This is a genomic window from Amycolatopsis sp. NPDC089917 (assembly GCF_040684635.1).
GTDB lineage: Bacteria > Actinomycetota > Actinomycetes > Mycobacteriales > Pseudonocardiaceae > Amycolatopsis.
Genome location: NZ_JBFBGL010000091.1, coordinates 4,515 through 24,546 on the forward strand (window position 1 = coordinate 4,515; position 20,032 = coordinate 24,546).

17 protein-coding genes are annotated in these 20,032 nt (G+C 69.2%); 9 read left to right on the forward strand and 8 right to left on the reverse strand.

The window, feature by feature from the left end:
- Positions 1-144: 144 nt before the first annotated feature.
- The 4 genes from AB0N89_RS37735 to AB0N89_RS37750 form a co-directional block, all read right to left on the reverse strand.
- Positions 145-1,548, reverse strand: a complete 1,404-nt coding sequence (locus AB0N89_RS37735; protein WP_364215443.1) for an LCP family protein — start codon at positions 1,546-1,548, stop codon at positions 145-147.
- A gap of 386 nt (positions 1,549-1,934) precedes the next feature.
- Positions 1,935-4,112, reverse strand: a complete 2,178-nt coding sequence (locus AB0N89_RS37740) for a phospholipase A2 (protein ID WP_364215392.1) — start codon at positions 4,110-4,112, stop codon at positions 1,935-1,937.
- Between the two features lie 54 nt (positions 4,113-4,166).
- Positions 4,167-5,621, reverse strand: coding sequence for a GGDEF domain-containing protein (locus AB0N89_RS37745; protein WP_364215395.1), 1,455 nt, complete (start codon positions 5,619-5,621; stop codon positions 4,167-4,169).
- A 440-nt stretch (positions 5,622-6,061) separates the two neighbouring features.
- The gene (locus AB0N89_RS37750; protein WP_364215398.1) at positions 6,062-7,276 is read right to left on the reverse strand and encodes an MFS transporter; all 1,215 of its coding nucleotides are present in this window, start codon (positions 7,274-7,276) and stop codon (positions 6,062-6,064) included.
- Positions 7,277-7,647: 371 nt separating this feature from the next.
- On the opposite strand from AB0N89_RS37750, the gene AB0N89_RS37755 reads away from it, so the two are divergent.
- On the forward strand, positions 7,648-8,541 hold the full coding sequence (locus AB0N89_RS37755) for an SDR family oxidoreductase (protein WP_364215401.1): 894 nt from the start codon (positions 7,648-7,650) through the stop codon (positions 8,539-8,541).
- Positions 8,542-8,703: 162 nt separating this feature from the next.
- On the opposite strand, the gene AB0N89_RS37760 is transcribed toward AB0N89_RS37755, so the two are convergent.
- On the reverse strand, positions 8,704-9,360 hold the full coding sequence (locus AB0N89_RS37760) for a maleylpyruvate isomerase N-terminal domain-containing protein (RefSeq protein ID WP_364215404.1): 657 nt from the start codon (positions 9,358-9,360) through the stop codon (positions 8,704-8,706).
- A gap of 135 nt (positions 9,361-9,495) precedes the next feature.
- Positions 9,496-11,361, reverse strand: coding sequence for an AMP-binding protein (locus AB0N89_RS37765; RefSeq protein ID WP_364215407.1), 1,866 nt, complete (start codon positions 11,359-11,361; stop codon positions 9,496-9,498).
- A 148-nt stretch (positions 11,362-11,509) separates the two neighbouring features.
- Between AB0N89_RS37765 and AB0N89_RS37770 the strand changes: the two genes are divergently transcribed.
- The 7 genes from AB0N89_RS37770 (at position 11,510) to AB0N89_RS37800 (ending at position 18,149) form a co-directional block, all read left to right on the forward strand.
- Positions 11,510-12,157, forward strand: coding sequence for a transcriptional regulator (locus tag AB0N89_RS37770; RefSeq protein WP_364215410.1), 648 nt, complete (start codon positions 11,510-11,512; stop codon positions 12,155-12,157).
- Positions 12,141-13,322, forward strand: a complete 1,182-nt coding sequence (locus AB0N89_RS37775; protein WP_364215413.1) for an aminotransferase class V-fold PLP-dependent enzyme — start codon at positions 12,141-12,143, stop codon at positions 13,320-13,322. Before AB0N89_RS37770 ends, AB0N89_RS37775 begins: the two co-directional genes overlap by 17 nt.
- Before the next feature lie 230 nt (positions 13,323-13,552).
- A complete protein-coding gene (locus tag AB0N89_RS37780) occupies positions 13,553-13,903 on the forward strand; it encodes a hypothetical protein (protein WP_364215416.1) in 351 nt (116 codons plus the stop codon).
- A 373-nt stretch (positions 13,904-14,276) separates the two neighbouring features.
- Positions 14,277-16,784, forward strand: a complete 2,508-nt coding sequence (locus AB0N89_RS37785; RefSeq protein WP_364215419.1) for a nitrate- and nitrite sensing domain-containing protein — start codon at positions 14,277-14,279, stop codon at positions 16,782-16,784.
- Complete coding sequence (locus AB0N89_RS37790; RefSeq protein ID WP_364215422.1) at positions 16,785-17,195, forward strand: roadblock/LC7 domain-containing protein; 411 nt, start codon at positions 16,785-16,787, stop codon at positions 17,193-17,195. It abuts the gene before it with no gap.
- Positions 17,192-17,563, forward strand: a complete 372-nt coding sequence (locus tag AB0N89_RS37795; protein WP_364215425.1) for a DUF742 domain-containing protein — start codon at positions 17,192-17,194, stop codon at positions 17,561-17,563. Before AB0N89_RS37790 ends, AB0N89_RS37795 begins: the two co-directional genes overlap by 4 nt.
- The gene (locus AB0N89_RS37800) at positions 17,544-18,149 is read left to right on the forward strand and encodes an ATP/GTP-binding protein (RefSeq protein WP_364215428.1); all 606 of its coding nucleotides are present in this window, start codon (positions 17,544-17,546) and stop codon (positions 18,147-18,149) included. The genes AB0N89_RS37795 and AB0N89_RS37800 overlap by 20 nt, the downstream gene beginning before the upstream one ends.
- Before the next feature lie 64 nt (positions 18,150-18,213).
- On the opposite strand, the gene AB0N89_RS37805 is transcribed toward AB0N89_RS37800, so the two are convergent.
- Together AB0N89_RS37805 and AB0N89_RS37810 are read right to left on the reverse strand one after the other, a co-directional pair.
- The gene (locus tag AB0N89_RS37805) at positions 18,214-18,639 is read right to left on the reverse strand and encodes a DoxX family protein (RefSeq protein ID WP_364215431.1); all 426 of its coding nucleotides are present in this window, start codon (positions 18,637-18,639) and stop codon (positions 18,214-18,216) included.
- A gap of 194 nt (positions 18,640-18,833) precedes the next feature.
- Positions 18,834-19,286: a DoxX family protein gene (locus AB0N89_RS37810; RefSeq protein ID WP_364215434.1), complete on the reverse strand. Its 453-nt coding sequence runs from the start codon at positions 19,284-19,286 to the stop codon at positions 18,834-18,836.
- 141 nt (positions 19,287-19,427) lie between these two features.
- On the opposite strand from AB0N89_RS37810, the gene AB0N89_RS37815 reads away from it, so the two are divergent.
- On the forward strand, positions 19,428-19,895 hold the full coding sequence (locus AB0N89_RS37815) for an NUDIX domain-containing protein (protein WP_364215437.1): 468 nt from the start codon (positions 19,428-19,430) through the stop codon (positions 19,893-19,895).
- The last annotated feature ends 137 nt before the right edge of the window (positions 19,896-20,032 follow it).

Genomic DNA, 20,032 nt, shown 5'->3' on the forward strand with positions numbered 1-20,032 from the left:
TTTTTTTGGGCCTGTCTGGGTAATCCGGGCCCCCCGCGCCACGGGGGGCCCCGCGCCCCAAACCCAATTTTCAGCCCTAAAGTTGCCCCGAAAGTGGCTTTCGCGACGTTCGTTTGGACGGGATCACGCGCGCTGGAGGGCGCGTCAGTTGACGCAGGGCACGCCTTCGGCGGTGATCGGCTTCTCGTCGGACTGCTCCTGCGACGGGACCGCGGCCTGTGAACCGGCGGCGTTTTGCGAGGAGCCGGAGCCCTCCGCGCCACCCGGCGTCTTGAAGTCCGAGCCGAGGAAGACCGTCACGTGCCCGGCTTCGACGCTCTTGTCCTCCTGGACGGTCGGGTTGCCGCCGAGTTCGTCGGCGACCGCCTGGCCCGCCGCCTTCTGGCCCTTGGCGACCCAGACGACCGTCTTCTTGCGCGCGGTCGCGGTGGCCGTGTCACCCGCGGTGAAGCCCTTGTCGACGAGCTGCTTCAGCACCGCCGACGCGAGCCCGTCGCGGGTCGTGGAGTTGCGGACGTCGACCGTGGTCGCCTTGTTGGGCGATTCGGCGGACGGCGGCGGCTGCTCACCCGGCTGCGGGCCCGCGAGCCCCTGGACGAAGTCCTTGACCTGCTTCGGGTCGACCTGGATGGCGACACCGTCGTTCGGGGTCTTGTACTCGATGTTGACGACCGGGATCGTCCGGAACTCGAGCTGCCCGCCGGTGAGGCCCTTCATCTGCTGCGCGAAGCCGAAGATGTCCCAGTTCTGGTTGAGCACGACCGACTTCTTGATGGCCGCGATCAGGTCGTTGAGCCTGCCCGGGTTCGCGAGCGTGCCCGCGGAGAGCACCTTCCGCGCCATCCCGGCCATGAACACCTGTTGCCGGACGACGCGGTCGAGGTCGCCGCGCGGCAGCCCGTGACGCTGCCGGACGAAGCCGAGCGCCTCCACACCGGAGATGGTGTGCGGGCCCTTGGTGAACTTCGCGCCGGAGAACTGGTCGTTGACGTCGTCGTTGAGGCAGACGTCGACACCGCCGATGGCCTGGGTGATCTCGCTGAAGCCCAGCAGGTTGATGGCGGCGTAGTTGTCGATGGTCGAGCCGGTCAGCTGCTCGACCGTCTTGATGAGCGTCTTCGCCCCGGCCTCGTTGGCCTTCTGGTCAAGTTCCTTCGGGTCGGAGACGCCGTTCTCCTGCTGCTTCTTGCGCTCGTCGAGCATCGCCCTGGCGTACGCCGAGTTGATCTTGTGCTTGCCGAAGCCACCGGGAATGTCGACGTAGGAGTCGCGCGGCAGCGAGATCGCGACGGCCTTCGAGCCGTCGTTCGGGATGTGCACGAAGATCAGCGAGTCGGTGTTCAGCTCGCCGTCGGCCTGCCCGGCGCGCAGCTGGGCGAGGACCTCCTTGGACAGCGGGTTGCCCTGCGCGTCCGTGCGGCTGTCGAGACCGACGAGAAGGATGTCGCGGGCGCCGTCGGCGGGCTTGTCGCCTTCGTCGGCGCCGATGCCGACGTTCGCGAACGTCAGTCCGTCCATCGCGGCCCACGCGTACCCGGTCAGGCCCATCACCAGCAGCGAGACGAGACCCAGCGCGATCTTGGAGCCGCGGAACGACCGTCGTGGCGCGCGGCGCGGTTCCGGCCGCCGGGGCGGCGGACCCGCGGCCTGGCGGGCGGGCGCCGGGCGGGCGCCACGAGGCGGGGCCGGGCGGGAAGGAACGCGTCCGGGCGCGTCCTGCCTAGGCCGGGCGGGACGTCGATCCCCATGCCCATTCCGAGGCGGGTACTCCACGCGGTCTGCTCCTTCTGGTCGTTACCGGTCGACGGTCTCTTCAAGGGACGCATGGTGCCTGTTGTGGGTTGTCGCAGGATTACACATCCCCCCGGAGATGTGGCACGCACCACCGGTTTCCCCTCAAGAGTACGGAGAACGCCTGGTCAGCGCCGCCTGGATCAGGGCAGGACACGCCGGGCCGCGCGGGCCGGGACCAGCGTGGCGGCCGCCGCGAGCATCGCGACGACGATCGTCGCGACCGGCAACGCGACGGAGGCGGCGCTGACGTGCTTGCCGTCGAGGGCGCTCATCAGTGGCGGCGCGCACGCGACCGCACAGACCAGCCAGGTCCCGGTCATCCGGCTGGTGCCGTTCCGCACGGTGTGCAGCAGGTAGACCCCGAGCAGCAGGTTGACCAGGCTCTGGACCGGCCCGAACCGGATCCCGAGGAGGTCGGCGTCGGCCGACGCGCCCCCGAACCGGGTCAGCGCGAACCCGAACACGCCGAGCATCGCGTACGCCATCCCGACCGTCGCCGCCGCGCGGCAGAACACCGCGGCCCGCAGGCCAGGCTCGTCGACCGCGCGCTGCTGAGGGCCACGCGGTTGAGTGTTCCAGTGGCGCTCGAACCACCAGAAGACGAGCACGGCGGGCACGGCCAGCAGCGCGAGCGCGAGCAGGACCTGCGGCCGGGCCAGCCAGCTGAGCCCGTCCACGAGCGGACCGGGCAGGTAGACGACCGCCACGAGCAGCAGCATCGCGGACAGGAAGCCGAGGTAGAGGCTCATCGGGGCGCGCAGGACGAGTCGGGCGGTAGAGGCGATCGCGGGACGTTCGCCGAGCCGGGCCAGCGGCCGCGCGAGCAGGCCGAGGAGCGCGAGCTGGACCAGGCCGAGCAGGAGCACGCCCCACGGCGGGCCCGACAACGCGGCCGGGGCGCCGGGGCCGCCGAGCAGCATGGGCCCTTCGCCGAGGACGGCGACGGCGAGCCCCAGCCCGGCCGCGCCGGTGAACGCCGTCGCCACGAGCACGCCACGCGGGAGGCGGACGCCGTCGGCGTGGGCGAACGCCAGCTGCTGGACGAACAGGGCGAGGAACAACGTCTCGGCGTAGCGCGGGATGGCCGAGCCGGACCACTGCGCCGCGGCCTCGCTCGCCAGGGTCAGGGCCAGCAGCCCGGCGACGGAGGCGGCGCGCGTCCGGCGGTACAGCGCCAGCAGGGCCGGCGCGAGGACGACGGTCAGCAGGAAGACGCCGAGCAGCCAGAGCGGATGCAGCGCGATCCGCATGACGGTGGCGTTCGTCCCGGTCGGGATCCCCAGCACCTCCAGCGCGAGCGGGACGACCAGCGCGACGACGGCGAAGATCAGCGCCGGGCGCAGGAGCGGGCTCGCGCGGTCGGCGAGGTACTGCGGGTAGCGGCCGCCGGAGGCGCGGATCGACCGCCAGCCCGCCTCGTTGATCCGGCCCACCGCGAAGAAGATCAGCGGACAGAGCTGCGCGAGCCAGGTGAACGGCCACAGCGACCGCTCCGGGACCCCGGCCCAGTGCGCGAGCGCGACGGCGGACTCGCCGAGCAGCATCAGCACCACCCCGGCGACCCCGAGCAGCGCCCACCGGCCGACCGGGGTCACCGGCAGCGGTTCGCGGGGGAGCGCGACGGCGGTCCGGCGGGTGCGGACCCAGCCGCGGAGGCGGAACACCAGCAACGCGCCGATCACCAGCACGCCGACGATCATCGGGCCCAGCGGGTCGCCGACCGGCGGACCCCAGCGCTGGTGCCAGGAGTTGAGCACGAGACCGGCGGTGTAGAGGGAAGCGACGACGTCGCAGGTGCCGCGCGAGTCCATCGGGTTGAGGACACAGGTGCCGTGCATGTCGGTCGAGAGCCGGCTGTCGAGCGACGCCCTGGCCTCTTGGCCGAGCGGGTGCCCCTTGCGTTCGGCGTAGCGGAGGATGTCGTAGCCCAGGTCGTGGGCCTTGCACGGGATCGCGTAGTCCCACTTGGTGTTGTCGTCGCCCCAGGGCGCCGAGCAGCCGCCGTCGGTGTGCACGGCGCGCACGGTGCCGTCGCGTGCCGTCATCACACCCGGGGTGATCCCGCTGACCGCGGTGAAGTCGGCGGGCAGTTCGGCGATGACGTTCTCGACCGGGCCCGGCCGCACCAGCGCGTCGATCGCGTTCTGCGCGGCGAGGATGTCACCCGCCGGCGGGCCGAGGTCCGGCGGCGAGGCGGGGCGCGAGGCGATCAGGCCGAAACCGAACACCAGCACCGTGACCAGCAACAACCAGCCCGAAGTGGACCAGGGGCGCCGGATCCGGGCAGGCCGGCCGTCGGCTTCGGCTGTCGCTGGCATGCCGTTCAGGGTGCCATCCGCCGATCGGGGCCGACATCCGGATAACCCCCGGGTTCACCCACCGGGTGACCCGATGACGGGTGGCGGGGGAACGGACCGTTCCACGTCCTGGGCGAACCGCACCTGGTTCCGGCCGTTCTCCTTGGCCACGTAAACGGCGGCGTCGGAGGCGTGCAGGAGTTCCTCCAGGGATTCACCGTGACGAGGGAACAGTGCGGCCCCGATGGAGGTGGTCCGGCCCGAGATCGTGACGCGGCTGCCCCGTTTGTCGGTAGTCACTATATGCAGTTCGGCGATAGCGCTGCGCACTCGCTCGGCGGCCAGTTTCGCCGCCGTTTCGTCGATATCCGGGAGAAGCACGAGGAATTCCTCGCCGCCGAACCGGCCGATGACGTCGGCGGGCCGGGTGACCTCGTCCAATTTCTGTGCCACATCGCGGAGGACGTCGTCGCCTGCGGGATGTCCATAAGTGTCGTTAATCCACTTGAAGTGGTCGAGATCAATCATCAGAAGTGCGAGGTTGTCGTCCGATCGGGCGGTCCTTCCGAGCGCCCGATCGGCCGACTCCGACCATCCGCGCATGTTCAGAACACCGGTTTTCGGGTCCGTCCGCGCATCGTTTTGCAGTTGGTCGATCTCGGCGAGGCGATTGAACACCACCGTCACCACGGCCATCACGATCACCATCGGCGGCATGATCAACAGCAGCACCGCGGTGACCGCGCCGAGCCCGATCGTGATGGCCTCCAGCAGGTTGTCCGCCGCGTTGCCGAGCACGGTCGACATCGACGGCCGCTTCGGCGAGCCGATCGCGAGGATGCCGCCGATGTAGGCGATCTGCACCGCTTCGAAGACCATCCCGGTGATGATCAGGACGCCGAATTCGCCGAGTGTCCCCCATCCGGAAATCCGTCCCCAATCATGCGGTCCGAACGCGGCGAAGGTGAGCGAAGCCAAGGTCACCGAAACGCCGTGGGTGACCGACGAGAACACGAAGTTGTGCGCGGGCCGCCGGGCGATGAACCAATGCTGGATCCGGACGAGCGCGATGATGGAAAGCGTCAATGAAAGCGGAAGGATGACCGCGGCGGGAAATGTCCAGACCGCGGTGAGGTCGATCAGGACCGTGCGACTGCGATCGCGACGCCTTTCCTCTTGCCGCTGGGTGAGCTGAATATGTGCCGTGGCGCCGACGGCGAGAATCGCGAAACGAACCCAGTCTATTTTCCCGGGATTGGTGGAATCCATCGTCGCGAAGACCATGATCGCGATTCCGACGGCTTCCATCGCGAAGAGGAAGGCGATGAATCGCTTGGGCCGCCGCCACAGCGCCCACGCCCTGGGATCGTACGGATGGCGCTGCGGCGGTTCGTCCTGGTCACCTTCCGGGCTTGCCTGCCCGCGTTCGGTCACCGGTGCACCGCTCTCCGCGGCGGCCGTCGCCGCCCGCTCGTCAAGGTCGCCGGTGCCGTCGCCGTGCTGGCGGCCGTCGCCGGTCTCGGCTGGCAATTGCTACCTCTTTTCCGCGCGGAGGGCACGGTTGAGTAATCTCACCGGTACCGACTGATACACCGTTCGTATTCCACGACCGGTATCATCCCATCGCATCAGTTGTTCGACACCGGCGAGGGTGCCCGCGAACACGGACCGGAGGTGGCAATCGTGTCCCGTGATTTCTGATCTTGACAGCTGAATGTTTTTCGAGACGCGGTGTGGAAGGAGTGACGGATAGTGTCCAGTCGTGACTTCTGAGCCCGGACAAGGTATTAGATCGCAGCGAGGTTCCCAGGAGGTGTCCGACCATGTCGAGCCGTGACTTCTGATCGAGAGTCGTTTCTTTTCCACCGAGTGCCGAAGACCAAGGTGCGGAAGCAGTGTTCCGTAGAGATTTCCGAGTACGAGCCCGCCGGGCGGCTGTGCCGCCTCAGGGGCCGTCCAGTGTGGATTCCTCATGACAGCAACGGTTCCGGACTGGATCCGTTGATGTGCCCCCAGCTGAGCGCGACCAGTACGGCCAGCAGCAGGCCGACCACGCCTGCCAGCGCGATGGCCGAGGTCGCGGCCCCGAGCCGATCGGCGGCGAGCCCGCCGAGTCCCGCCCCTATTCCCTGCGCTACCCGCAACCCCGTGCGATAGACACCGCCCGCACCGCCCCGGAGCTCGTTCGGCACCCAGGTGATGAACGTGGCGCTCACCGTGATGAGGTACGCCCCCGCGGCACCCGCCGCGGCCAGCAGGAGCAGCGCCGGGATCAGTCCCGGTTTGAGCGCGAAGGCGATCAGCGCGACCATCGGCAGGGCCGCCAGCACACCGAGCAGTTTCCGCCGTTGTTCCGCGGAGACGAACCGCGACAGCAGGAACGCCCCGACGACGAAGCCCAGCGGATCGGCCGCCAGCAGCCAGCCGACCGCCTGCTTCCCGACGCCCATCTCCGCGGCCAGCGGGGCGGCGAGCCCCTCGGGGATGACGGCCAGGCCGACCAGCCATGAGAACCAGACCAGCACCCGCAGATGACGGTTGCCGAAGACCTGCTTCACCGCGCCGAACCAGCTGCCGTTGCCGTCGGACGCGGCCGCCCGCCGGGAGACGGCGAAGCGGACCACGGCCGCGCTGAGCAAGAACGTCGCGGCGTCCAGGGCCAGCGCCCAGCTCGCGCCGACCTGCGACACCAGGAGACCGCCGCCTGCCAGGCCGAGCAGCATGGCGGTGTTGGTCGAGATGCCCCGGATGTCCTGGCTCTTCAGATAGAGGTCGTCGTCGGTGAAGACCTCGCGGGTCAGCGCGTTCTGCGCCGCGTTGCCGGGCGCGTTCGCGAGCCGGGCCAGCACCACGAGCCCGCACAACAGGGGGAGCGGGGTGCCCGGGATCGCCATGACCGCGATCAGCAGCCCCTGGATCAGCGACGAGTAGACGAGGACGGCGCGCCTCGGATAGCGGTCGGCCAGCTGGGACAGGCCGAGGCCGCCCGCCAGCGCTGGCAGGAAGGTCAGGGAGTAGACCACCGCCGAGAGCAGCGCGGAACCGGTGCGGTCGTAGACGAGGATCGCCAGCGCGACGATGGTGAGCTGATCCCCGATGAGGGACTGCACCTCGGCGAGCCAGAGCGCGCGGAACTCGCGGTTGGCCAGGGCGGCGGTCATCCGCGGCGCCGCGTTCGTCTTCACTCCGTGACCACCTCCCCCCGATCGGGTGAACTTAGCTCCCTCGCATTCTTGCCTGCCTTGGTACGCGGCCGGCGAGGGAGTCACAGTTGGCGTCCCGCCGAACAACGTTCAGTATGCCTCCGGCTACAGGGAGACGAACAGAACACCGGTGAATCCTTCGCCTGTTAGGCCGATCGAGCTACGCCGTCTGACCGGTGAGTGACGCCGGACTGACTCGCCCGCCGGTATCCGTGCGCCGATCGCACCGTCCTCGCTCGGCGCAGCCCGGGCGCCGTTCGCCGCCGCCTGAGTACCGGTTGGGCCGAATGGGCCAACACTGAGTAGAGACCGGTCTGGAGGTGGAGGCCGGCTGGGCCAAAGGGGTGAAGGCGATGAACGGTTTGCTCGACGACAAGGCCGTCGTCGTGACCGGGGCCGGGAGGGGCCTCGGCGAGGCGTTCGCGGTGCACGTGGCGCGGGCGGGCGGAGCCGTCGTGGTCAACGACGTCGACGCCGCGCTGGCCGAGCGGACGGCGGAGAACATCCGCCGGTTCGGCGGCCGGGCGGTCGCCAGCGGGCACAGCGTCGCGGATCCGAAACAGGCGCAGGAGATCGTCGACCTCTGTGTCGCCGAGTTCGGCGCGATCGACGGACTGGTCAACAACGCGGGGCTGAACTACGAGGCGTTGCCGTGGGAGGACGACGTCGACCAGGCCCGCGAACTGGTCGAGGTGAACGTCCTCGGCGTCGTGTACACCGGGCTCGCCGCGATCAAGACCATGGTCGCGCGGGGTGCGCCGGGTTCGATCGTCAACATCTCGTCCGGGGCGTCGCTCGGGCAGCGCAAGCTCGGCGTGTACGCCGCCAGCAAAGGCGCCGTCGCTTCGCTGACCTACTCCTGGGCGCTCGACCTGGAGGACAGCGGGATCCGGGTGAACGCGGTCTGCCCGCTCGCGCACACCCGGATGGTGTGGAAGTCGGAACGGTCGCTGCGATCCTGCCCGCCGGACCGGACGCCGTCGCGGATCGCGCCGGTCGTGCTCTTCCTGCTCGGCGCCGGATCCGACGGGATCACCGGCCAGATGATCCGCTGCAACGGGCCGCAGCTGCACGTCATGGGGCAGCCGTACCTGAAACAGCCCATCCTCGAACGGCCGGTGTGGGACACCGAGACCGTCCAGCGCGCCTTCGACGAGGTCTTCAGCGCGCATCTGGAGAACTACGGCCTCGAAAAGCGAGTCCCGCCCCGCCTGCGCAAGTGGACGGAGTCGACCCGGACCGCCTGACTCGCGTGATCAGAGACGTGACTCGCGTGCTTGGGGACGGAACTCACGTGATCAGACGGCGAACACACGTGCTTGGAGGCGGGACTCGAGTGTTCCGCCTCCAAGCACGCGAGTTCCGTGTCTGATCACGCGAGTCACGTCCCTGATCACACGTGTCGTCCATTAGCCGACGACGAAGGGCAGCTTCGCGGCCAAGTCGCCGAGAGCGGCCTTCTCCGCGTCGGTCGCTTCGCGGCGTCCGGTGCCGACCAGCAGCGCGTCGGTGTCGGAGAACGACTCGGGGAACTTCTCCCCGGTGCGTTCCTCCAGGATCTGACGCGTCCTGGCGAGGCTGTCGGCGGCGGGGCCGTCGATGTGCGGGAGATGCGCGACGAGGTCGAGGTGGTGCAGCGTCCATTCCAGGACGTACGCGGACAGGTAGTCGCCCGCGGTCAGGACGATGTCGCGGGTGGCGACCCGCGTCGCCGGGTCGGCGAGGACGGCGGCCCGGCCTGCCGCGGAACCGACGTCGTCGAGGTGGAACTTGAGCAGCCGCGGTTCCTGGTACGCGGCGGCGAGGCGCACGATCAGCGCGTCGAGGTCGTCCTCGCCGGTGGGCGGGGTGCTGGTGACCTCCCAGTAGGAGACCGCGTCGCGTGTGGGTTCGCTTTCGGCGGGGGTCGCGAGGGTGATCAGGACGTCCTGGGCGTCGATCACCAGGTGGCACGCCAGATCGCGTACCAGCCAGCCGGCACAGCCGGAGGGTTCGGAGAAGTCTTCGTCGGGGGTTTCGGCGACGGCGGCGAGGAGCGCCGCCCACGAGCGGGAGAAGAGATCCACGGCCGCAAGTTAGCAGCGGCGGGTCTCCGGCGGCGACCGCTTTAGGCGGGCTCCTGGGGCGGGTCCGCGTGCTATGAACGGTCCGTTCCTGGCGAAATTTGCCAGGAACGGACCGTTCATAGCAGCGCGCGAGGGTCAGGAACCGGCGGTGGAAGCGGGGTCCGGAGCGGCCGCGGCGTAGAGGTCCGCGATCGTCGGCGCGTACCGGTCGTTGATGATCCGCCGCTTCAGCTTCAGCGTCGGGGTCACCTCGCCGCTTTCCGGCGTCCACGCCTTCGGGATCACGTGGTACCGCTTGATCTGCTCGATCCGCGCCAGCCGTGCGTTCGCCGCCTCGACGGCCTTCCCGATCTCCGCGAGCACCTGCGCGTTGTCCGCGAGCGATTCGCCCTCGGCGAGTTCGATGCCGTTCGCGGTCGCCCAGCCCGGCGCGATCTCGTCGTCGACGACGATCAGCGCGGTGACGTACGGCCGTTTCTCGCCGATCGCGACGGCCTGCCCGATCAGCGGGTGCTCCTTGAGCAGCCCTTCGATCTTCGTCGGGGCGATGTTCTTGCCGCTCGAAGTGATGATCAGTTCCTTCTTGCGGTCGGTGATCGTGACGAAGCCGCGTTCGTCGATCGTCCCGATGTCGCCGGTGGCGAGCCAGCCGTCGGCGTCGACGTCCGGTTTGATCGAGCCGTCCTCCTGCAGGTAGCCGAGGAACACGATCGGGCCCCGGACGAGGAGTTCGCCGTCCTCGGCCACCTTGACCTCGACGCCTTCCAGCGGGCGGCCGACCGAACCCGCCTTGAACGCCGACGGCGTGTTCGAGGTGACCGCGCCGGTGGTCTCGGACAGTCCCCACACCTCCTGGATCTCCACGCCGAGACCCGCGATGAAGTACAGGATCTCCACCGGCAGCGCGGCGGCGCCGCTGGAGGCGACCTCGATCTTGTCCAGGCCCAGCATCGCCCGCACCGGCGCGAGCGCGGCGGCGTCGGTCTGCGCGATCTTCTCGGCGAGCTCGGGCGGGACCTCCTTGCCGTCACTGCGCAGTTTGTAGCCCTGCTGCAGCAGTTCGTTCGCGGCGATCAGGCCGTTCCGCTTGTCCTCCGGCAGCGAGCCGAGCAGGTTCTTCAGACCCGCGACCATCTTTTCCCACACCCGCGGGACGCCGAAGAAGCTCAGCGGGTGCACCTGGCCCAGCGCGCCGACGACGGCGGTCGGATCGCCGACGGTGTGCACGTGCCCGGCCCACACGATCGGCATGTAGATCGACAGTTCGCGTTCGGCGATGTGCGCGAGCGGCAGGTACGCGATGTTCGTGGCGTGCATCGGCGAGTCGTGCAGCCGCATGACCGCGGTGGCCTCGTGGATCGCGTTGCGGTGCGACAGCACGACACCCTTGGGGTCTCCGGTGGTGCCGGAGGTGTAGATCATCGACAGCGGGTCGTCCGGGCCGATCGCGGACCACGCCGTCTCGAACGCCGCCGGATCGGCCGCGTGTGCCTCCGCGCCCGCCGCGCGAAGATCGGCGAACGACAGGAACCGCTTGTCGTCCTGGGGAAGCACGGACGCGTCGAGCAGGACGACGTGCCGTAGCGCGGGCAGCTCGTCGAGGACCTGCGACCAGCGGCCGAGTTCTTCGGCACCGGCGAGCACGACGACGCCGGCGGCGCTGTGCCGGGCGACGAACCCGATCTGCTCCGGGCTCAGCGTCGCGTACGCGGTGCAGGGGATCGCGCCGAGATGGGCGGCGGCGAGGTCGGCGATCAGGTGCTCGGGGCTGCTCGGCGCCATGATCAGGACCCGGTCGCGGGTGCCGACCCCGAGTCCGGCGAGCCCGCGCGAGACCTCGGCGATGGCGGTGTGGAACTCCCGCCAGCCCAGGGTCGGTTTGCCCTCGATGTCGAGTGACGTGACCGCCGGCAGCTCACCGAACTCCTGGGCGTTGCGGTGAAGCAGGGCGGGGATGGTCTGGCCTTCGATCTGCTCGGCGACGGTCGGCTGGTTGGTCAACGCTGGCCTCCTCGATGCTGCCTGATCAGGCACACTGTAAGGGCTCCCGTCAGTGGTGGATAGAGAATCGCGGCCACGGTTGGGCCACGCGAAATGTCCACCTTTTCCGTTTTCAGCGCGTCAACACCGGACAAGGAGAACCTCGGCGATGACCGGTTCGGCACGTGAGCTCATCGACGCGGTCCAGGCGGAACTCGCGCCCCACGACGACGACAACCGGCTCGTCCCGTTGGTCGAAGCGGGCGAGGCGCCGCGGGAGGTCTTCGCCGCGATCGCCGCGGAGGAGTACCGGATCGTCCGCAGCGACTGGCGCAGCTTCCTCCACCTCGCGTCGCGGTCACAGGAGCGGAACGCGCGGGAGTTCTTCGCGACCCTGGCCTCGGGCGAGGGGCTGGCGCTCGGCAAGTTGCCTGGCCTCGCCGAGGAGCCACCCGGCTTCGAGCCGCGCGCGGGCTGCCAGGCGTATCCGGCGTTCGTCGCCTGGCTGGCGCTCAACGGCGATCCGGCGGACGTCATCGTGGCGATCGTCGCCAACTTCGCCGCCTTCGGCCGGTACTGCGCCGCGATCGCCGCGGCGATGCGCGAGCGGTACGGCTTCGACGACGAGGCGTGCGCCTTCTTCGACTTCTTCGGGGCGCCGTCACCGGAGCTCGAAGATTCGGCCGTCAAGGCCGTGCAGGCCGCGCTCGACGCCGGGGTGCTGTCCGAAAAGGACGCCCGGACCCACGCGCGGTTGTTCCAGGCGTACGAACTGGACTTCTGGAACACTCTCGCCGACGATGGCGGGCGTGACTGATCTCGTAGCCGAGGCCGCGGCGCTGGACGCGGCCGATCCCTTGGCGCACAAGCGAAACGAATTCGACCTCGCCGCGGACGTCGCCTATTTCGACGGGAACTCGCTGGGCGCGCCGCCGAAGCACGTGGCCGAGCGGGTCGCCGCGGTCGTCCGGGAGCAGTGGGGCGGACGGCTCATCCGGTCCTGGTCGGAGGGCTGGTGGGAGGCGCCGGAGCGGGTCGGCGAGCGGATCGCGCCGCTGGTGGGCGCCGCGCCGGGACAGGTCGTCGTGGCGGATTCGACCAGCGTGAACCTGTTCAAGGCGCTGGTCGCCGCGACCCGGCTGACCCCCGGGCGCGACGAGATCCTCGTCGACGCGGACACCTTCCCGACCGACGGCTACATCGCCGACGAGGTCGCCCGCCTGACCGGCCGCACGGTGCGCCGGGTCGTCGCCGAGGACCTGCCGGACGAGGTGAGCGAGCGGACGGCCGTCGCGCTGATCAACCACGTCGACTACATCACCGGGCGGGCCCACGACATGGCCGCGCTGACCGCGGCGCTGCACCGCGCCGGGGCACTGGCGCTCTGGGACCTCTGCCACAGCGTCGGCGCGCTCCCGGTCGAACTGGACGCGACGGGCGTGGACCTCGCCGTCGGCTGCACCTACAAGTTCCTCAACGGCGGTCCGGGCGCGCCTGCTTTTCTTTACGTGGCAACGAAATGGCTCGACCGGTTCGATCAGCCGCTGGCCGGCTGGGCAGGCGACCGCGATCCGTTCGCGATGCGGGGCGCGTACGAGGCGCACGCCGGGATCGCGCGCGGCCGCGCGGGCACGCCCGACATGCTGTCGCTGCTCGCGCTGGACGCGGCCCTCGACGTCTGGGACGGCGTGGACCGCGGGACGCTGCGGGAGAAGGGGCTCGCGCTCGGCGAGTTCTTCTTCCGGTGCGCGGACGAACTCCTCGACGACGCGGAGGTCGCGACCCCGCGCGGCGCCGACCGGGGGCATCAGATCTCGGTCCTCGACCACGACGCGGCCGAGACGATGGCGGCCCTGATCGACCGCGGGGTGATCGGGGACTTCCGCCCGCCCAACGTGCTGCGGTTCGGGCTGGCGCCGCTCTACACCACCTACGGCGAGGTGTTGCGCGCCGTCACGACGCTTCGAGACCTCCGAAGGTGATACTCCCGGTGGCGAAAAGCATGAAGCGTATTCGGGAATCGGTGGCAAATAGGTGATCACCTCGCCCCAGAGGGGGAGATCCGGCGATCGTTCCCGAATTCGCTGTTAATCTCGACGTTCGCTCTCGCCGCGAGTGTGACGTAGATCCTTCCCCTGTGGCGTAAGGGAAACCCGCGTCGCCCGTCTTAGTGGCAAGGCGCGGGCAGCGGCGCCTGGAGAAGGAGGGGATCGTGTCGTTCACCTATACCGCCGTCGCCGTGTGCGGTGTCGTCTCCGGTTTCCTGCTCAATGAATTCGGTTCGCGCTATCCGGTCGAGACGGCACTCGTCGTGGTCATGGTCCTGGGAGTGGCGACGTTGTGCTGGGCAGGCGTCCGGATGCTCCGCGACGCGTCCGGGAGGGTCGACGCGCTCGTCGAGGACGAACTCGGCGGTGTCGAGGAAGATCATTTCGCGGAAACGACGGCGATAAACTTCGGAAATTCTCGATTCCGCGGCTCGAACGGCGTTACCGCGGCCTTGCTCCGTGGTGATGTCGTTCGCAAACCGAACGGTATGTGGAGCCCTGGTCCGAAAGCGTGAGCGAGGTCACGGCGAGTAGTTTTCGTCGACTTTTCGGCTGAGACGCGAACGCTCCGAGGTGTTACTTGATCGAGTCCGATGGGGGTCGATCAAGCCGCTGCCTGCGGTAAACCGCCAGGTGATCTACTGGCGAGTCACTTGTGGCGGTCCCCAGGTCGGCGTGGTGGACTTTCGAGGTCCGCCGGGCTCTTGTCACCTGGTCACGGCCATACGCGACTACCCTTCGCGTCCGGACTTGACTCACCCGTTTGGGTCTCCTAGCGTCTTCGCGGGCGGAGCGGACCACGCTGTGTTGATCCGGCTATCGGATCCCGCGGGTATGAGATCCCCGGCGACCCGACACCAATAACTGCCGGAAGGAAAACGGACCACGGTGAAGCAGATTTCCCTTCGACGAGGCCGCGACTCTTCGATTCGTTCGCGCGTTCTGACGATCGCGCTCATTCCGAGCATCGCGCTCATGCTCGTCGGTCTCGCCATCGGCGGCTACCTGATCTTCGACGCGGTCAACGGCCGCGACTACGCGCAACGGATCCGTGACTCGGAAGCACCGTCCGTCCCGTTCTTCGCCCAGATCCAGGAGGAGCGACGGCTGACGCTGCGCGAGCTCGCGGGTGACCGTTCGCAGCACGCGTCGCTCGTCGAACAGCGCGCCAAGACCGACGCCGCGACCCAGGGCGTCGTCACGCACCTCCAGAAGTTCATCGGCGACTCGCCCGACAGCGTGCAGCGCAACATCGCCACGGTGAACGGGCTGTTCCAGAAGATGCCGCAGATCCGTCAGTCGGCCGACTCCGGGCAGCTGCCGCTGCTGGACGCCTTCACCTTCTACAACCAGATCCTCGACCAGTTCGTCGAAGGCCTCACGGGGCTCGCGCAGGACGCGCCGAACGCGGAGAACGCCTACCAGCGCATCACCGCGGTGCCGCTGTTCACCGCGATCGACCAGTTGCAGCGCGCGAACTCCCTCGCCGCCGCGGCGGTCGCGGGCGGCGGTTTCACCGACGAGACCTATCGCGCGTACGTGACCCAGGTCGGTTCGTACCGCTCGCTGCTCGAGTCGTCCGTCTCGCGGATGCGCCCGGACGTCAAGGCGAAGTTCGACCAGCTCGTCGCGAGCGAGCCGTGGAAGGCCGTCAACACGGTCGAGAACACCTTCCTGCAGAACAGCAAGGCCACGCTCCCCATCCCCGAGCAGACGTGGCTGCAGGCGGCGCGCGGCGTCGGCGACGCGATGATGCGCGGCTTCGTCGAGCAGAGTGGCGCCGCCACGACCGAGGCCATCGACGAGGCCGACCGGACGCTGATCACCTCGGCGATCGCGGCGGCCATCGCGCTGCTGGTGGCGATCGGCGTGTTCTTCGTCGCCCTGCGACTGTCCAACCGGCTCATCGGCAGGCTGGCCCGGCTGCGCGAGGACACCCTCGACGTCGCCGAGATCCGGCTGCCCGAACTGGTGGACCGGGTGCGGGCGGGCGAACCCGTCGACCTCGACGACAAGGGTCACTTCCTCGACCACGGCGACGACGAGATCGGCCAGGTCGCCGAGGCCTTCAACAAGGCGCAGCAGACCGCCATCGCGGCCGCCGTCGAAGAGGCCCGGACCCGTGAGGGCACCAAGACGGTGTTCCTCAACATCGCGCACCGCAGCCAGGTCATCGTGCACCGCCAGCTCAAGGTGCTCGACCAGGCCGAGCGCAAGCAGGAGGACCCGGAGCAGCTGGAAACGCTCTTCCAGCTGGACCACCTCTCCACCCGCGCCCGCCGCAACGCGGAGAACCTGATCATCCTCGGCGGCGGGCAGCCCGGCCGTCAGTGGCGCAAGCCGGTGACGCTGGCCGAACTGACCCGCGGCGCCTCGGCCGAGACCGAGGACTTCGCCAGGGTGAAGACGGCGAAGATGCCCGCGGTCGCGGTGCAGGGCCCGGTCGTCGGCGACCTCGTGCACCTGCTCGCGGAGCTGATCGACAACGCGACCTCCTTCTCGCCGCCGCAGTCGCGCGTCGAGCTGCGGGGCAACGTGGTCGGCAAGGGCGTCGTGATCGAGGTCGAGGACCAGGGCCTCGGCATCGAGCCGGAGCAGGCCGCCGAGCTGAACGAGATGTTGGCCGATCCGCCGGATTTCGGCATCATGGCTTTGTCAGCCGAGCCACGGCTGGGCCTGTTCGTGGTCGCGCGCCTCGCCGCGCGGCACGGGATCTCCGTGCACCTGCGCGAATCCGCGTACGGCGGCACCAGGGCCATCGTGCTCGTCCGCACCGACCTGCTCGCGCCGGTCCCGTCTGATGAGCCGGAGGACGAGGTGGACCCCGAGAGCACCGAGATGCCGGACGCCGCGCCGCTGCTCCCGGGCCGTCGTGCCCGTCACCGCACCGAGTTCCCCGCGGAGCGGCCCGAACTGCCCGTGCCGATGCCGGTGGCTCCCCGGCCGCCGCAGCTCCAGCAGGACCAACCCGCCGGCACCTTGCCGCCGCTGCCCACGCGTCAGCCGCGGGTGCCCCGGCCCGAGACGCCGCGGCCCGAGCCGATCCGCCCGGAGCCCGCGCGTGCCGAGGCCCGGCCGCAGCCGCTGCAGCCCGCGCAGCCGCCTGCCTGGCCGCCCGCCGACACCCGTCCGCAGGACGGCCGTCCGCCGCAGACCCGGCGGCCCGGCCCCGAGGCGCCGGGCAGGCCACCGCTGCCGCAGCGCCGACGTCAGACGAACCTGGTCCCCCAGCTGATGGAGGACCGGCCCGCCGACCGGCGCGAGGACGTCCGCGAGGACACCCCCGAGCTGGCCAGGAACCGCCTCGCCGCGTTCCAGCAGGGAACGCGGCGCGGCCGGGACACCGAACCCACCGACGAGTACACCGACCACGACATGTACGGAGATCGTGACTAGATGGCCAACGCGGGAGTCAGTGAACTCGACTGGTTGCTGGATGACCTGGTCAAGCGTGTCAGCGGTGCCGACAGGGCGGTAGTCCTGTCTGCCGACGGCCTGCTCATCGGACGGTCCGGGAACCTGTCGGAGCAGGACGGGGAGCACCTGTCCGCGGTCGCGTCGGCGTTCCAGAGCCTCGCGCGGGGCACGGGACGGCACTTCGGCGGCGGCAACGTCCGGCAGACCATGGTCGAGATGGACCACGCCTTCCTGTTCGTCACCGCGGCGGGCCGCGGCGCGTGCCTCGCCCTGCTGGCCACGGAGGACGCGGACATGGGCCTGGTGGCCTACGAGATGAACCTGATGGTCAAGCGGGTCGGCGCGGTACTCACTTCGGCGCCTCGCGCCGCGACTCCACTTTCGCCATGAGCGGGCGGCACGAGTCGTGGTTCGAGGAGGAGGCCGGGCCGCTGGTCCGGTCGTACGCCGTCACGGGCGGGCGCACCCGTTCGGACACGCTCGGCCTCGACCTGATCACGCTGGTGGTCGCGATGCGCACCGCGCACGAGGTCGCCGGCTTCGAGCCGGAGTACGGGCGGATCCTCAACCTGTGCCAGAGACCGACCTCCGTCGCGGAGGTCGCCGCGCGCATCGATCTGCCGTTGCCGGTGGTGAAGGTGCTCCTGAGCGACCTGATCGAACAGAACCTCGTGCTGTTCCGCACCGCGACGCCGGTCACCGACACTCCCAACAAACACGTACTCCAGGCGGTTCTTGATGGCATCCGGAAACTCTGAGCCCCGGCGATCCTTGACCGCGAACGCGGTCAAGGTCCTCATCGCCGGCGGGTTCGGGGTCGGTAAGACCACGATGGTCGGCTCGGTCAGCGAGGTTCCCCCGCTGCGTACCGAAGAGGTCATCACCGCGGCGTCCGAGGGCGTCGACGACCTCACCGGCGTCGAGAAGAAGACGACCACCACGGTCGCCCTCGACTTCGGCCGCATCACCATCAACCCCGAGCTGATCCTGTACCTGTTCGGCACGCCCGGACAGGACCGGTTCTGGTTCATGTGGGACGAACTGGCCGAAGGCGCGCTCGGCGCCGTCGTGCTGGCCGACACCCGACGGCTCGACAGCTGCTTCGCGGCCGTCGACTTCTTCGAGCGCCGCGGACTTCCGTTCGTCGTCGCCGTGAACTGTTTCGACAACGCGTACCGCTACGGCACCGAAGAGGTCCGGCAGGCGCTCGACGTCGGCATGGACGTCCCGCTGCTGTTGTGCGACGCGCGGGAACGCGACTCGACGAAGCAGGTGCTGACCGTCCTGATGGAGCACGTGCTCGCGCTGTCCGATCTGGCCGCGGGTCTGCCGCAGGGCCGCTGACGTCTGAGGTACATGAAGGCCCCCTTCCTTGCGCTAGGCGCAAGGAAGGGGGCCTTCATGTACCTCAGGACTTGCGACGGCGGCGCAGCGTGTCGAGCGCGTAGGTGCCCGGGCCGACCACTGCGAACAGCAGGAAGACCCACGAGTACAGGGCGGCCATCTCGCCCTTGTTCTGCAACGGCAGCAGCGCGTCGGGCTGGTGTACGACGAAGTACGCGTACGCCATCGTGCCCGAAAGCAGCACCGCGACCGGGCGGGTGAACAGACCCGCCAGGAGCAGCAGCGACCCGACCAGTTCGATCACTCCCGCGTACCAGCTCGGCCAGGTGCCGACGGGGACGGCGGGCTTGTCGAAGAAGCCCATCGCCTGCAAACCGTGACAGAGGAACAAGAACGAGACCACTACGCGGACGACTGAGAGGGCCAGTCCCTGCCACTTCGGGGCGGTCGGGCCGACCTCGGTGGTCGTGGCGGTGGCTGTCTGGGTCATGACGCATCCTTCCGGCTCAAGGTGGTCTAAACCATTGATGCGCTTGAGGATGCCGGATACCCCCATCGGTAGGGAACTTTCTTTCGGGGGGTAATTCCATGGTATGGCCGAATTTATTGACAGCTAATCGACAGGTATGCGATAAAAGGCCCCTTTCCTGGAATCATTCAGGAAAGGGGCCTTTTGATTCGCGTTCAGCGGCGGCGACGGCGCAGTGTGTCGAGGGCGAAAGTGCCCGGGCCGATCGCGGCGATCAGCAGGAAGATCCAGCAGTAGAGAGTCGACAGCTCGCCCATGTTCAGCAGCGGCAGCACACCTTCCGGGGCGTGGACGGTGAAGTAGGCGTAGGCCATGACCCCGGAGAGGATCACCGCGGCGGGGCGGGTGAACAGGCCCACCAGGACCAACGCGGCGCCGACGAGTTCGATCACGCTGCCGTACCAGCCGGGCCAGGAGCCGAGCTCGACGGCGCCGCCCGCGCCGTCGACGCCACCGAAGAATCCGAATCCCTGCAAGCCGTGGCAGAGGAAGAGGAACGAGACGACGATCCGGACGGCCGACTGGACGGCGCCCTGGGCCTTCGCGGCACGCGGGGTGGCGGCGGTCGTGGTGGCGGTGGTCTCGGCGGGAGTGATGGTCTGCGTCATGGTTCCGGTCCTTCCGGGAAGTTCTGTCTGGTTGCTTCTGCCCATGCGTCGGACGAGCTCGACGCCGATCGACATCCCGGGCGAAACTTTTTTCGCGGGCCGGTCACTTCACTCGTTCGGAGCAGCGTCAGACTGGACGCCATGGCGGGTAAGACGAGTGCCGGGATCCTGCTCTTCCGCAGGTCGGGCGAGGTGACCGAGGTGCTGCTCGGGCATATGGGCGGGCCGTTCTGGGCGAAGAAGGACGCGGGCGGCTGGTCGGTGCCCAAGGGCGAGTACGAGCCGGACGAGACGCCGGAGGCCGCCGCGCGCCGCGAATTCCAGGAGGAGCTGGGGTTGCCGGCGCCGGAGGGCGAGTACCTCCCGCTCGGCGAGGTGAAGCAGTCCGGCGGCAAGGTCGTGACGGTCTGGGCGGTGGAGGGCGACCTCGATCCGGCTCAGGTCGTCCCGGGCACCTTCGAGATGGAGTGGCCGCCGCGATCGGGCCGGACGCAGGAGTTCCCGGAGGTCGACAGGGTCGCGTGGTTCGGGCTCGCCGAAGCGGAGGAGAAGCTACTCAAAGGCCAGCGGCCGTTCTTGGTTCGCCTGGGTGAAGTGCTCAACGGCTGAGTAACTCGCTCAGCGGTGGCGCTTCGGTCCAGGTGGTCGTGAGTGGCGATTCGGGGTGGGTACCCGCAGCGCACGCCCAGACCCCCCCCCCCCCCCCCAACCCGACGGGGGCGCCGCCCCCGATGGGGGGGGCGCGG